The organism is Roseomonas mucosa ATCC BAA-692 (assembly GCF_000622225.1).
GTDB classification, from domain to species: domain Bacteria; phylum Pseudomonadota; class Alphaproteobacteria; order Acetobacterales; family Acetobacteraceae; genus Roseomonas; species Roseomonas mucosa.
This window is the reverse complement of record NZ_JHWD01000044.1, coordinates 1-13,884: the sequence shown is the minus strand read 5'-3', so window position 1 is coordinate 13,884 and position 13,884 is coordinate 1. Positions and strand designations below refer to the sequence as shown.

Annotated in this window: 13 protein-coding genes; 6 read left to right on the top strand and 7 right to left on the bottom strand. The window is 66.3% G+C overall.

Going from position 1 to position 13,884, the window contains the following annotated elements:
- Positions 1-279, top strand: a 279-nt coding sequence (locus BT98_RS0119395) for an integrase core domain-containing protein (RefSeq protein WP_027297436.1), incomplete at its 5' end; no start/stop codon positions are given.
- A 16-nt stretch (positions 280-295) separates the two neighbouring features.
- Here BT98_RS0119395 and BT98_RS0119390 read toward each other — a convergent pair.
- Positions 296-1,069, bottom strand: a complete 774-nt coding sequence (locus BT98_RS0119390; protein ID WP_026033587.1) for a hypothetical protein — start codon at positions 1,067-1,069, stop codon at positions 296-298.
- Positions 1,070-1,351: 282 nt separating this feature from the next.
- Here BT98_RS0119390 and BT98_RS0119385 point away from each other — a divergent pair, with 282 nt between their 5' ends.
- The 5 genes from BT98_RS0119385 to vapC all read left to right on the top strand — a co-directional run bounded on the left by BT98_RS0119385 (position 1,352) and on the right by vapC (position 3,857).
- The gene (locus BT98_RS0119385; protein WP_019463225.1) at positions 1,352-1,588 is read left to right on the top strand and encodes an AbrB/MazE/SpoVT family DNA-binding domain-containing protein; all 237 of its coding nucleotides are present in this window, start codon (positions 1,352-1,354) and stop codon (positions 1,586-1,588) included.
- A complete protein-coding gene (locus BT98_RS0119380; protein ID WP_027297435.1) occupies positions 1,585-1,992 on the top strand; it encodes a PIN domain-containing protein in 408 nt (135 codons plus the stop codon). Before BT98_RS0119385 ends, BT98_RS0119380 begins: the two co-directional genes overlap by 4 nt.
- Entirely contained in the window at positions 1,989-3,113 is a 1,125-nt protein-coding gene (locus tag BT98_RS25165) for a site-specific integrase (RefSeq protein WP_051544352.1), read from the top strand. The genes BT98_RS0119380 and BT98_RS25165 overlap by 4 nt, the downstream gene beginning before the upstream one ends.
- 112 nt (positions 3,114-3,225) lie before the next feature.
- The gene (gene vapB / locus BT98_RS0119370) at positions 3,226-3,450 is read left to right on the top strand and encodes a type II toxin-antitoxin system VapB family antitoxin (protein ID WP_019463148.1); all 225 of its coding nucleotides are present in this window, start codon (positions 3,226-3,228) and stop codon (positions 3,448-3,450) included.
- A complete protein-coding gene (gene vapC, locus BT98_RS0119365) occupies positions 3,447-3,857 on the top strand; it encodes a type II toxin-antitoxin system VapC family toxin (protein ID WP_019463149.1) in 411 nt (136 codons plus the stop codon). The genes vapB and vapC overlap by 4 nt, the downstream gene beginning before the upstream one ends.
- Before the next feature lie 68 nt (positions 3,858-3,925).
- On the opposite strand, the gene BT98_RS0119360 is transcribed toward vapC, so the two are convergent.
- From BT98_RS0119360 to BT98_RS28565, 6 genes are all read right to left on the bottom strand, one after another.
- Positions 3,926-7,486, bottom strand: coding sequence for a DEAD/DEAH box helicase (locus tag BT98_RS0119360; RefSeq protein WP_115359422.1), 3,561 nt, complete (start codon positions 7,484-7,486; stop codon positions 3,926-3,928).
- A gap of 51 nt (positions 7,487-7,537) precedes the next feature.
- Complete coding sequence (locus tag BT98_RS26830) at positions 7,538-8,863, bottom strand: MBL fold metallo-hydrolase (RefSeq protein WP_081798676.1); 1,326 nt, start codon at positions 8,861-8,863, stop codon at positions 7,538-7,540.
- On the bottom strand, positions 8,860-11,877 hold the full coding sequence (locus BT98_RS0119355) for a DUF1156 domain-containing protein (protein WP_026033574.1): 3,018 nt from the start codon (positions 11,875-11,877) through the stop codon (positions 8,860-8,862). Before BT98_RS0119355 ends, BT98_RS26830 begins: the two co-directional genes overlap by 4 nt.
- A gap of 17 nt (positions 11,878-11,894) precedes the next feature.
- On the bottom strand, positions 11,895-12,338 hold the full coding sequence (locus BT98_RS0119350) for a DUF7680 family protein (RefSeq protein ID WP_147292508.1): 444 nt from the start codon (positions 12,336-12,338) through the stop codon (positions 11,895-11,897).
- 4 nt (positions 12,339-12,342) lie between these two features.
- A complete protein-coding gene (locus BT98_RS0119345) occupies positions 12,343-13,542 on the bottom strand; it encodes a hypothetical protein (protein WP_019463153.1) in 1,200 nt (399 codons plus the stop codon).
- 82 nt (positions 13,543-13,624) lie between these two features.
- Positions 13,625-13,884, bottom strand: a 260-nt coding sequence (locus BT98_RS28565; RefSeq protein WP_027297434.1) for a DDE-type integrase/transposase/recombinase, incomplete at its 5' end; no start/stop codon positions are given.

The following is a 13,884-nucleotide window of genomic DNA, read 5'->3' as shown; positions in this document are numbered from 1 at the left end:
TCCGACACCTTCCAGAAGGAACTCGCCTTCCTCGGCATCGAGAGCTCACCGGCCTTCGTGCGTGCGCCCGAAGGCAATGGCTGCGCAGAGCGCTTCATCCGAACCCTGAAGGAGAACCTCCTCTGGGTGCGGACCTTCAGCACCGTTGAGGACCTGCGCCGGGCGCTGCTCGACTTCCGCCAAGCCTACAACACCACCTGGCTGATCGAGCGGCACGGCTTCAACTCACCCAGCACCATCCGCGCAGAACAGCTTTCATCCGCGGCACTCGCCGCGTAGGCTCAATCACGGTGTCTCACCAACCGCGGGCGGTACACACCTGCGCCAGCCGCTGCCGGCGCTTCAGCAGCACGGCGGCCAGGAAGATCGCCTGCTGCGGCTCCGGCCGGGCGATGTCGCCTTCCCCGGCCTCGCGCAGCCAGCGGGCCGCGGCCTGTGCCGCGGCGAGGAGTGCCGGCATCCCCTGCCCCATGCGCAGCCAGCCTCGCCGCCAGGTCGCGAAGTCCGGGATCGCGGCGCTAGGCGAGGCGGTGGCCGCCGGCCAGGCGCTGTCGCCCAAGCTGCGCAGCGCCGCGGCAAGGCGATCGGCGTCATCGAGCGGATCGCCGCGAAAGACCGGAAGCCGCGTCAGCAGGCGGGCCAGGGCGAGCGCCTGCTCCACCGGGTACTCGGCCGCGACCGTGCCCATCTCGCCGTCGTGGCCGCCCCAGGTGGCGGGCATGGCCCGCTCCAGGCGGTGGAGGTCGGAAGCCGCGCTCCAGGAGCCGGTGAGGCCGGCGGCGCGCAGGCCAAGGTCGTGCGGGTGGGACGGCAGGCCGGCCTGGGTGAGCCAGGAGCTTGCCTCGGCCAGCGCCAGGCGGGCGACCAGGCCCTCGCGCACCGCCCCGGAAGCGGCCCCAGCGCGGGCGTCGAGGCGCGAGACGAGGTCCTCGACCCGGGCCAGCGGCAGCAGCAGCCGGGCGGGATCGGGGGCGGCCGCCGGCGGATGCGGACCGGACCGGCGCGTGGCCCAAGGCGGCGTGCTGCCGTCGTCGGGATCGTCTGCGTCCTCCGTGTCCCAGCCTGCCATGTCGCCGACCTCTGTCCGGAGCCTCTGGAGGGGGCTCTGGGGCCTGTAACTTTCGTGATCAAGATAGGGCGCAAAACAGCGACTTGAAAATCAGTCTGAAATCCAAGAGCGGGTATCGCTTGTGCTACTCCGGAACTCTTCGAAATGCCCCCGCCCGCCGCGTCCCACCCCCGCAGCCAGCGCCCGTCATTCCGTCCGCTAATCCCCATTTGCGGACAGAACGGCTTGCTCGCGCCGCACGAAGGATATACCATTCATCAGGTATATCATCAGGAGATCGCCATGCAGGTCAGCCGCTGGGGCAATAGCCTCGCCGTCCGTCTCCCCGCCGCCGTGGTCGAGGCTTTGGGCCTGCGCGAAGGCGACGAGGTCGCCATCGAGGTGGCCGGCCCCCACACCTTCCGCGTGGCCCGCGACCGCCGCCGCGACGAGGCGATCGAGGCGCTGCGCGGTCTCGGCTGGCACCTGCCCGACGGCTTCCGCTTCTCGCGCGACGAGGCCAACGAGCGCGGCGGATGAACCGGCCCTTCCTCGATACCAACATCCTGCTCTACGCCGCCCTGCAGCCGGATCCGCGTTCCGAGACGGCGCGCGGCCTCCTGGCCCGGGGCGGCCTGGTCAGCGTCCAGGTGCTCAACGAGTTCACCGCCGTCGCCCGCCGCAAGCTACGCCGGCCCTGGCCCGAGGTCATGCAGGCGCTGGCCGCCATCCGGACCCTCTGTCCGGCGCCCCGGCCGCTCACCGTCGCGACGCACGAGGCGGCCATCGGGCTGGCGGAGAGGCTGGGCTACACGATCTACGATGCCTTGATCCTGGCCTCGGCCCTGGAGGCCGGCTGCGACACGCTCTTCTCCGAGGATCTGCAGGACGGGCAGGTGGTCGAAGGGCGGCTGACCATCCGCAACCCCTTCGCCGCGCCATGAGCGACGCCGGCTCCCCTATCCCGCCCGCCTCCCCCGCGACACCGGCCGAGGACGGCAGCCTGGTCCTGCACACCACCCTGCTGGGCGACCTGGTGGTGCCGGGCGGTGCTTCGCGCGCGGCCGAGCTCCGCGAGCTCGCCGCCCGGGCCGCCGTCTACGCCACCCGCGCCCGCGGCCCCGGCACCCGGCGCGCCTACCGCTCCGCCTGGAGCGGCTACGAGCGCTGGTGCCGCTCCCTCGGCCGCGAGCCGCTCGCCGGCAATCCCGATACCCTCGCCCTCTATGCCACCGCCTGCGCCGGCCGCGGCCTCAGCCCCGCCTCCCTTCGTGTCCACCTCGCCGCCATCCAGGCCGCCCACCGCCTGGCCGGGGTGGCGCTGGATCCGCGCGAGCCGCGGCTGGCCATGGTGCTCGAGGGCATCGCTCGCAGCCACGGCACCCGGCCCCGCCGGCGTGCCGCCGCGGCCGGCCCGGACGCGCTGCGGCTGATGCTGGCCGCGCGTCCGCCCGGCACCACCCCGCTCGGCGCCCGCGACCGGGCGCTGCTGCTGGTGGGCTTCGGGGCGGCGTTGCGGCGGAGCGAGCTGGTCGGGCTGGCGCTGGGGGATGTGGAGGTGGTGCCGGGCCGGGGCCTGCGCGTGCTGGTGCGCCGCTCCAAGACCGACCAGCGCGGCGCCGGGCAGGAGGTCGCCGTCTGGGCCAATCCGGCCGAGCCGGGCTGCTGCCCGCTGGCAGCCCTGGAGGCTTGGCTGGGCTTCCGGAAGCAGGTGCCCGACATTACCGGCGGCCGGTCGGATGCCGGGCGGCCGCTGTTCGTGGGGATGAGCAAGGCGGGCCGGCTCTCCACCGCCGCGCTGTCGGACAAGGCGGTGTGGCGGCTGGTGAAGGGGGCAGCCGAGGCGGCCGGGCTGGAGGGGTGGGAGCGCTTCTCGGGGCACTCGCTGCGCGCAGGGCTGGCCACCGCCGCCGGCGAGCAGGGCGCCGACCTCGCCCAGGTCATGCGCCAGACCCGGCACCGCTCCGCCGAGGTCGCGCTGGGCTATCTGCGACCGGCCGACCTCTGGCGCAACAACCCCACGCGCGGGATCTGGAAGAACGTCGGGGAGGGCGAGAGCGGCTGACTGGCGCTCCCGGACGATGGAGCCGCGGGACAGGTAGGGGGTGCGCCCCAGGCGAAGCTTGCTCCCGGCGATCCGGAAAAGATATACTGCCGGGATATACACGGAGGAGAGCATGCCCGCCCGCACGACCCTGTTCCTGTCCAACCGCTCCCAGGCCGTGCGCCTGCCCAAGGGCGTGGCCTTCGGCGAGGGCGTGCGCGAGGTGGTGATCCTGCGCGACGGTCCCCGCCGCGTCATCGCGCCGGCCGATGCGCTGTGGGACGACTTCTTCGCAGGGCCCGGTGTAGACCTGGATGATCGCCAGCAGCCGGCGATGCGGGAACGCGAGGCGCTGTGACGCTGCGCTACCTGCTCGACACCAACCTGTGCATCCGGGTGCTGCGCGATCGCCCGGCCGGCCTGCGGGGGCGTTTCAACGCGGAGGCCGCGGCGCTCTGCACCTCGGACGTGGTGCTCTACGAGCTGCTCTACGGGGCGGAGCGCTCAGCCCGGCCCGCCGAGACGCGGCGCGAGGTGGAGCGCTTCGTGGCCAGGCTGAGCGTGCTGCCCTTCGACGGTGACGCGGCGGCGCACACGGCCGAGATCCGGGCGAGCCTGGAGCGGCGTGGCGGGGTGATCGGTCCCTACGACCTGATGATCGTGGGCCAGGCGCGCAGCCGCGGGCTGGTGGTGGTGACCGGCAACCTGAGCGAGTTCGGCCGGGTGGAGGGTCTGCGCTGCGAGGATTGGCTGGCCGGGGCCTGAAGGCCTCCTCGCAGGGCAGCGAGTCCAGATCTCACAATCTGAAACGACCGTTTGAAGGATTGTGAGAGCTAACCCTGATCTGCCCACCGCGGGTCGGCTAGCGCAGCATCCAACTCTCGGCCAGTCAGCCGAGATTTGACTTGGCTTGGTCCGAGGTTTTCTCGGAATTCCCGAAGGTCCGCAATGTGATGGCCCTCCCAATCCGGATAACCTCCAAGTCGCTCAAATACATTCTGAAGGCGATGGGCAGTCGGAGTCTGTTCGCTCGCTAAGCGGTAAAACTTTCCGTTTAGGTCGTCAGTATCTGGCTCAAAACAAATTAAAAGCCGGCCAAGCTCGTCAATCAATCGGAGGCGTACAGCTTCATTCTGGGCCACAGCTTTTGTTCTGTCGCCAGCTTCAAATTGCTGTACCATCTTCGCAACCTTACTCTGTGCAGCTATGCGCAGCTTCGCGCACGCGGTCTGCCAAGCTCCTGTCGGGACATTTTGCCCATCCCAAGACGTAACTAGAACCTTTAGGTCGGAGAACGAGCTGACCTCCTGTATGCTCGCACCTTCCAACCAAGCGCAGAGAGTAACCCGGAATGCGCCTGCCTCAGCCGAAACAAGCAGAAGCGGTAGCCGCTCACCAGGTTGCTGAAGCAGTCGGTGCATCGTGTGCTGGCGCTGATCGAGACCATCCACGCAAGCGGCTTCTGCGCTGGTTGTTATCGCAGATGGGTGGGTTACTAAGCAGAGTGGACCGTCGCCAATTCGATGCAGGGCATTGCTCTCGGACGTCACTCGCACACCCGTCCCGTCCAGAGCTGCGAGAAGCGCCTCGGTATCGCTCGCCAAGACTAGGCCTGCCTCGACGGCCATCGGTACAGGTTCGTCCTCGGGGAATGCCTGCATCAAGGTTGGATTGGCGCGGATCTCGTCTGCGGCTCGGCCCAGGGCTTCTTCGTCAACTTCCTCGCGGCCGATCAGCATGCGCAATGCCTGCGACAGCACGGGCTGCATCGGTCCCACGAAGGTTTCGAAAAGCCCGCAGCGCGACGCAAGTGCCTTGTACACCCTCTCATCGATGCTGTGCTTGAGGTAGAGGTTGACCACGGGTAGAATAGGCAGCTCCTGCCCGATGCGGTCGATACGCCCAATCCGCTGCTCGACCTTCGACGGGTTCCAAGGCAGGTCAAAGTTGACCAAGGCGCCGGCGGCCTGAAGGTTGAGCCCCTCGCTTGCGGCATCCGTGCAGACAAGAACCTTGATGGTGCCGTCACGGAGCGCCTTGGTGACCACTTCCTTCGAGGCGGGAACCCAACCGTTCCCTGACCGTAGCGCCCCGCCTTCACCGGAATAGGACGCCACTGACGCGCCGAAGGCACCGACGAGGGCATCGCGCAGATACACCATCGTGTCGGAGTAGCCGGTGAAGATCAGAACAGCTCTGCCGTCGCCGGTAAGCTGTTTGGTTCGTGCCACGAGCCGGTCACGCTTCGTATCTAGCGCGCCAAGCGCGGCGATGCGTTCCAGAAGCTCTTCGACCTCGACGAGCTCTGCGCGTGCTTCCTTGGGCGTCTCGGGTAGCGCCGACGTTAACTTCACATTCAGCAAGTCCTCCAGCTCCTGGGCGTCCTCGATGTCGAGAACACTTGGATCCGGAGCATGCTGGGCGATCACGGCCTTTAGACCAGTCGCGCGACGCTCCAGGCTCTTGCGCAGCGCCACCGGCGAGCTTGCCGCGCGCCGGCGGTAGATCGTCATTACAAAGCCCTTGCCGGGCTTCTGGTTCTCCAGTTCGTTGAAGCGGCGGTCGATATAGCTCGTGACCGCCTCATAGACTTCGCGCTCCTCCGCAGTTTCGAAGCCAAACGGATCGTCCTTCACATCCCTTGTTGGCGGCGGGCGATCGAGCAGGCCCATCTCGAAGTACTTGCGCAGAGTGCGCCTCGTGTTGCGGTGCATCCGCCTGACCAAAGGCGAGCAGACGCGCATCCATCGCACCGCATCCTGCCTTGATGCCGCGGGCAGGAAACGGAGCGCCTTCGCGAAGGCATCGGCATCATCTATGGGGGGCAAGCCCAGGCTGGCGGGCGCAGGTGGACAATGTGGCGTTGCGGCCAGGGTGCGCGCCAAGGCCATGCCTTCGCTGCGCGGCAGAGTGCCGCGGTCCAGGCTTGCCAGCGCCTCATGGAAGCGGCGGACGATGTGGAAGCCGGAAAGCCACAGGCCACCCTCACCGAGCACCTGCAGAAGATCCCACGGCTCCCATGGATGCGTCTGCATCGGCGTGGCCGACAGGATCATAAAACTGCGCGCCTGACCCTTCATCTGCATGTGACGCAGCAGGCCGAGCAGCAAGGTCGGCGCGTTGAACTCGCCCTCGATCTGGCTGGCGCGTCGAGCGGCATGACCCTCGTCCAGCAGCACGAGGTCCCAGGGTGTAGCGGCCATTAAGGTCGGAAGATTGCCCTCCGAGCGCGCGGTCTCGCGACTCAGCAGCAGCAGGGGCTCCTCCAGGGCCTCGGCCAGACTAGAGACCGCCTGCTTCGTGCCATCTGGCCAAACGAGCGTCTTCGGCCCCTCCATCCGCGGCACGCGCAGGCCGCCCTTCTCACGGAGTTCTCCCTGCCACTGCGGTAGCAGGTTCGCGGGGGGCAAGATCAGCGCGCGCTTCACCCCGCGGCCTGCGAGCAGCCGTCGTAGCGTAAGGATCGCCTCGACCGTCTTGCCCATGCCTACCTCGTCACAGAGCAGGCGTCCCTCGGGCCAAGCCGCGGCGGTCTCTGCCACCACATGCCGCTGGTGCGGCCAAAGCGTGACGGGGGCCATCGCATCGCAGGTCGCCGCTCCGCCGTCTGGCATGTACGGCGCTTCGAGGGCGTAGCCCCAGAGCATCGCAGCTCGCTGGCGGCGTCGGTTATCTTCGGGCTCCGATACCGGCGGCGCTTCCGGCGCTAGCTTGATCAGCTCGTCTCGCACCGCGTCGGGCAGCGATACGGTCACGACGGCAGGGTCGTCGCCCGACCACAACAGCTCGAACTCATCGCGGAAGTGAGCATGACGCTCGGGATCATCCCAGCTTCGACTGATCTCCAGCTTCTCGTAATTGCCGCGAATGCCCTTAGCACTTTCGTTGCCACTTCCGGCGAAGATCACCGCGTCTTCAGCCGCGTCGACAAACAGCCCAAACTTGGCGTGCAGGATGCCATCGCCCTGCCGCATGACGCCTACCTTCATCTCCAGCCAGCCTTCGCGTGCCAACCAAGCCAGCATCTCGAGCCGGCCCTTCTGCAAAGCGGTCTCCGGCGTGCCAAGACGCGCGAGAAGAGCATCGATCAGAGGTGTGTCATCGCCGGCATCTAGCAGCGCCCGAACGTCGAGCTCGGCCAGTTCCTCATTTACCAGAAGACGTAGCGCTGGCTTCTTGGTGATGGCGCCATCCACGATCCGCTGGATGAACGCGCCGAAGCCGGAAGCTGCGGCCGCGAGTACAGAAGATGAGAAATAGGCGCAGCAGCGGTCGTAGCGTACCGCACAGCGCAATCCGGGCTCGTAGAGTCGGGCGACCAACTGGCCATCTGGCGCACGCAAGAAGCGAGGCCAGGCAAACTCCCTGAGGGACGAAGGTGCGGTGGAGCTCAAGGGTAAGCACCCTCTCCGAAGTACGGTCCGGGTAGCGGCAAGGGCGCGAAGCTAGGCGCAGCCACAGGGCATCCCCACGATGGCTAAGGGGAACCAGGGATGACGTCCCGGACTAGCGACGCCGGCAACGTGCGCCGGGCGTCCGCTCCCCGGGCAAGCCGCGCATACCTTCAACGGCCAATCGAGTGCCTTGAACGTAGGTCCCGGCTGATCGCGATCGCCACCTGCTCGCAGCAGCACCAGCACGTCTGCCCAGTGCCGCATGTGATCGTAGGCAGCGCGATTCGTCTCTGCACCGTGGTGCGGGGCTGTCGCCACGATAGGAAGGTCCGGTGGCCTGCTGTGCCTTAGGAAGGATTGGGCGAACCGCCGGCCATCCCCGAGGGGCGAATCGCCGCAGAAGAGAACGCCCAGACGAGACAATTTGGGTGGCGCAAGAAATACTAGGCTTTGTCGGTTGATGACCGTCAACCTCATGAGGAAGCTCAGCTTGAACGGCGCTGGTGCCTGCTCCCTCGCATTGATCGGCTCAAGAAAGCCGCACACGCCGCCGGAGGGGCGTCTCATGCTGGCAAAGGCATGATAGTCAAACCATCGGATCCGGAGCCGTCGTGCGATCGCCGCGGCAGCGATCCGACGTATCGCCTCCACGGTGTCAACCATTCCAAGCCACGCTGTTGCCGCTGCCGTACTCAGGCGGCGCTTCCTCTTCCGATATAGGATGCGCGACCTTGCCGACTGGAATGCAGCATCCGCGACCTTCTCGATGGGCAAGTTCTTGGCCCCACGGAGCTCGGCGAACCACGGAGGGTCGTCCGTCGGCTCTGTCGTGCCGAGATCGATCTCGGGATCATCCCAATCCTCTCCGCCTGCAGGCACCTCATCGGAAGCATCTGCGCGATCAGCATCGCGAACGGGCGGCGCCTCCTGTCCTAGTCCGGAGATATCGGCAGGGACTGGGTCGGTAGATTCTTCGAAACGAGTGAAGGGTGCCTCAACGAGTGGGTCTGGCGCGTTCTCGCGGATGAGGGTGTCCAGCTCCCTGATCAATTGATCCACGAAGCCCTTCGGGTTCTTCATGAGTTCCGGTACGACGCCGACCCATCGCCCCGGCAACCACACCTGCCCTATCCCGCCGGGCCAATGTCTGAGCACATCCGGCAGGCCGCCCGCGTGATCGCCATCGCCATGGGTACAGACCACAATGTCCAGCGGCTTGATCGCTGGAAGATGCGTGGCAAGGACGCGGGTGACATTGTCCTTCTTCCAACCGCCGTCGACCAGGACAGCATGGCCACGCCGACGCAACAGGAAGGCCTCACCGCTGATCGGGAGTGCGAGCACCTGGTCGCACATGGCGGCGGGCACGGCGCTCATTCCTCCTCGTCCTCCTCTCCCTCATCGTCATCCTCATCTTCGATCTCCACCTCCTCGGCATCCTCCGCGCTGGGCATGGCCGATTTGGGGAGCAGGTCGAGCACCGCCTGGTCAGGCTTCTTCTCCGTCCAGTCAGGCGGGGTCAGGCCGAAGACGGGTTGCAGCATGGCGTGCCAAGCGCGGAACTCGGCGAACTTCTGTGCCACCGCGTTCTTCTCGCGGCGCAAGGCAGGTGGAGCGGCGCGCAGCAGTGCTTCGATCAGCCGGACAATCGGGTCGCCGAGCTTGATTCCGTGCCGGGTGGTGAAGGAGCGTGCGGCGCCGATGCCTGCTGCACCGCCGCCAGCATCAACATAGGTGAGGGCGAGGGCCTGCGCCTTGTCGAGATGCGTGCGGAAGACCGTGTCACGTGGATGGATCTTCAGCGCTTCGGTCTTCTTGATCCGCTTGCCCTTGCCGGGCTCCCAGCCGAACAGCAGTTGCTGGGCCTCGGCTTCGGTGAGCGGCTCGGCGCGCCTTCGGTTGGCAGCGGAGAGGATGTTCACTTTGTCCGCCTTCACGGCGATCAGGCCCGCCTGTTCAAGGCTGGAGACGTCCATGCCGACCGCGTGGCCGAGCAGCTTCGCTTCGTTGAAGCGGAACTCGGCAGCGCTTAGTGTTGCCCAGCAGAGCAAGGCGAACTGCGCCTCGGCCTCGACGCCCTGCAGACCGGCCTGTGCCAGTTGGCGGATGCGCCAGCCGGCGACCGCATCGGCCGCGATATCGATGGCTGCGCCAACGTTGACAGGCTCGCCGGTGTCCGTGCGGACTTGGTCGTAGGCCGAGAAGACCTCCATTGCCGGACCGAAGCTGCCAACGAGCTGGTCCACCGGGTTCAGGCCCTCTGCCGAGAGCCGCTCGGCGGCTGCCTCGGCGGCGGTGCGGATGCGGGCCTGCATCGCCGTATCGAAGTAGCCGGTACCGGCGTGATCGGGGCGGACCCGAGCGACGAGGATGACGGTGGACTGGGCCGCGTTCTTCTTCGCTTGGTGGAGGCTGTGCTCGCTCTCGGTCTTGACCGGCCAGGTCGCAGTGATGGTGAAGCCTGCCTCGATGAGAGACGCAAACAGCGCCTCCCAGGCTTCCTGCTTCTTGTGCGTGAACATCACGGTTAGCACGCCATCTTGCCGCAGCACGCGATGCGCTTCGGCGAAAACCTTTGTCATGAGCGACTGGTAGTGCGCCTGCGCGGCGGCCGCGGCCTCCTTTGCCGTCTTGAAGCTCGAGCGGAAACGCGCGTCGTTCTTCACCGCTTCATCAGCGTTCTCGCACAGCAAGGAAGAGAACCATTCGGGGCGGCGGCTGCCTTGACTACGCTTCAGCCAAACGTAGAAGAAGTCGGCCAACTCGCTGTACTGGACATTATCAGAGTACGGCGGGTCAACAACGACAGCGTCCAAGGATTTGTCGTCGAGATGAATTAGGGACGTCGCTGAGCCCTGCGAGCAGACAATCTCGGAGCGCGCAGTTGCCATCGGCAACTTTGCCACGCCTCCATACGCTTCAATGACGCTGTCGATTGCCCACGCCAAACCACCGGTTCCCTGTACCGGCATCATCTCTGTAAAGGTGAGCTTGAAAGAGAAATCGTGGCGATCGAAGACACCCCGGATAACCTGATGCGACGTATGCCACGAGGCCATCATGCAATTGTAGTTCGTGAGCTTGTCGATCACGAAGGCCAGCAGATGGACTATCGCTTCCCCAGCGTCCTCGCCTTCGTCAGCAAGGATTGCGGGACGGAGCGCCTGCAGTTCCTCCATCAGCACGCCGAAACCGAGTAGCTGCCGGGGGCTAAACATGTCCGCCCAGCGGGGCATTCCGTAGGTTCGCGGTCGAGCGTCCGTCGTGGTCAGAGGATATTCCTCGGCCGGAATCAGATTCCGCGTTTCCCAATCACCGCGCCACTGCTGCAACTGCGCCTCCGCTGCGTCGAGCGCCTCAAGGTCAGCGTTCTGTGGGGGACGGAACTTCAGACCCTGCGGTGTCTTCAACGCAACCGCATAGAGGGCGCTGCCCATCCGTCCGGCCTTAGCCTGCGCCTTGATCCAGTCGCCTGGGATGACTTCGCCGGTGAAGAGACTGATGCCCTTCCCCTTGGCGTAGGTCCGCGCCGGCGGTGTGGCGAGCGCGGCGGGGCCGACACCGATCGGCCTAATTTCCGTCGTCCAGGTGCCGGCTGCCTTGTCCACCACGGGCTTCGCGACTACCGGGATGCCGCCCTTAGGCTTCAGCAAATGCCAATCCGGCACAAGCGGCGTCATGTGCCCTGTCGTCGGGCAGGGAATGGTGCGCGCGAAGATGTAGCAGAGCGGCGGAATGCCACCGAAAGCCGGATCGACAACGGTCGGGAAGAAGCGTTCCATCTTTGCATTGAAGCGCTTCCGCCAGATCGCCCCCCAGTGGCGAGCACGATCCGCAAGCTTCGGCCCGTAGCGGAACGGGTAGTCGAGCGTCGCTTCCAGGACGCTGCACGCCACAGGATTGTATTCGTTAACAAGGGTTGGAAAGCCGAGGCGTGCGCTCTCTAATGGGATTGAGCCGCCGCCGGACATTGGGTCCATGACCGTTGGCAGATGGCCCCAGAGGGCCTTCGCTGCTTCGTGTGCTGCAGCGATGTCCTTGGACTTTAAGGGAGCGCGAAAGGCGCGCGTCCCATGCGGGTTATCGATCTTGGTCCCGCTCGCCCGCGCGGCGGCGAGCATCTCCTCGCCGGCAATGATGTAGGCGGACGGCCCCCAGAATCCCATCAGCCGCTCGAAGGTATCCTTCGGGAAATCCGCCGGCAGCACGCTCGCCAGGACCGCGGCGCGGCTGGCAGCCAGCGGTCGACGCGCCCACCAAATGTGAAAGCGCTTGTCGGGTGGCTGCTGGCCAGTGCTCCGCTCACGGATGCATTCAACACCGATGGCTGCGGCCGGTAGCCACTCCTCGATCAACAGCCGTGGCCGTTCTGCCTTGTTGCCGTCCGGCATGTCTGACATCCCCACTCCTACTTCACAGCTTCGGTGATGATGCGCAGCGCCCTCACCCAGCGCAGCCCGCGGCCATCCTGCATACGGCCAAACCAGGAGGCCGCCTCGGTCGCGTCCGCGCTGTGGAAATGCTCGGCCGACTTCGACAGGCGCCGGGCTTCGCGCAACCCTCTCGCCACGATCGCGAAGCCCGCGACGCGCGCGCCCCAATCCGCATCGAGCGGCTGATAAGGTCCTGGCTCCAGCTTCGCCTTGCCGCCATTCGCCTTCAGTGCCGAGCGCAGCAGGCCAGATGAGGCGGTCAGCGCCAAAGGCGACAGTGCCGCCACCCGGTCGAAGCGCTCCTCCATCCGGTCATTCACGCGGCGTCGATAGATGATGGCGGCGAGCCCTTCGCGCCGCTGCACCACGCGCAGGGCAAAAGGTGCTGTACGCGTTGCCTGCACCTGAAGTGATGCCATCGTGTCAGGCCGAGAGCGGCGCGAAACGCGCCTCGATGGTGGCCGTGTCTGGCAGCTGCATGAAGAGGCTCCGCAAGAGGGCGCCCAGGTCAGCCTTGCCGTCCTTGCCGAAGCCTAGCACCACAGTCACGCGGATCGAGCTGCCCGGCGCCAAGGCATTCCCCAGGGTCTGCGCCATAGTCAGAGGTTTAATGGCCGCAGCAACCTTTGTCTCCGCGACGCTGAAGGCCAGCTTGCCGCCATCCTTCATGTCACCTGTCAGTTCAGCTTCGACGGTGATGTTCGTGGCACCAAGCGGGCTAGCTGCGCCAAGCGCCTTCTGCGCATCGGCGGCCGTCAGGCAGGTGATGCGGAGCGAGAGCAGATTGCGCTTATCGGCGTAGCCCGACGCAACTTCAGTGTCCGTAGTCGAGGCCGGCCCAGCTCCCTTGGGCGGCGGTTGGGGGATTGGTAGTCCGCCAGGAGGCGACACAGGTTCGTGGGCGCCAGACTCCTTCAGCCAGCCCTGCGCCGCTGCGCTGCCGGACTCGGCGACACGGATCGCCTCGTCCATCGGAAGCGTGGTCAGCTTGCGCCCTTCATCGCGCCTGCGATGGCCGTTGGTCGTGTAGACTGCCCCCTTGGCGTCGAAGGCCGTCCCGTCCTCTTGCCTCACCGCCAGCTTGCCGTCGGCGACAGCACGCAGAATGGAAGCGCGCACGACCGTGGCGTTCGGCACCAGGCGCAGACCCTGCGCCGAGAGGAAGCGCCGGTGCAACGCCGATGCCGAGCGTGCCTCCGGTTCGTCCGCCAGAGGCACGGCGCCGCCGAACACCAGTTCCAGTAAGCGATCGGGGAAGAGGCTATCCGTGTCGCCGTAGATGAGTTTCCGGTCCTCGACGAAGGCTTTCACAGCGTCCTGGCCGGAGGGAAGCTGCATTGGCGGTGTGTCAGGGGGCGTGATGAAACGCTCGTCGATCGTGAGGACAGCACCATCGGCAAGCAGGAGGCGATTGAAGGCCCGTGCTGCTTCCAGACGCGTCGCCTTCCGCAGTTCCGGGATTTGCTTCTTGAGCTGCTCGCGCGCCAGCTTACCGCCTTCGCTGTTCGTCTGCTCGCTTTCGATCGCCTCGGCCGCCATTAGGCGCCGAATGCGCTCGATCGCCTTCTCCAGCCCGTTCGTGTCGGGCGCCACGGCGAGGATGGCGTTGCGGTAGGTGCGCATCGTCTCCGCACCTGGCGTGTCGGCATTGTCACGTTGTTTGGGGACCGAGCAAGTTTGACCGCGAGGCGGAGTTTGCGTGACCTTACGCCGCCATATGGGCACACGTCTCCTGCCGCCAGATCCGAAAGGCCTTGGAGCGCTCGCGCCGGTATTGATCGGCGGCCATCAGGTGCCGCCGCGGACGGAAGTGGCCATAGATCATCGCGTGCGCCGACAAAAACCGCTGGGCTTGCCCGGCTGACTTGAAGCGCTGCATCGCGCGTTCTCGACGTCGGGTCGGCCTATGGGAATTCTCGGCACGATTGTTCAGGTAGCGGCTGGTCCGATGCTGCACACCGGGTA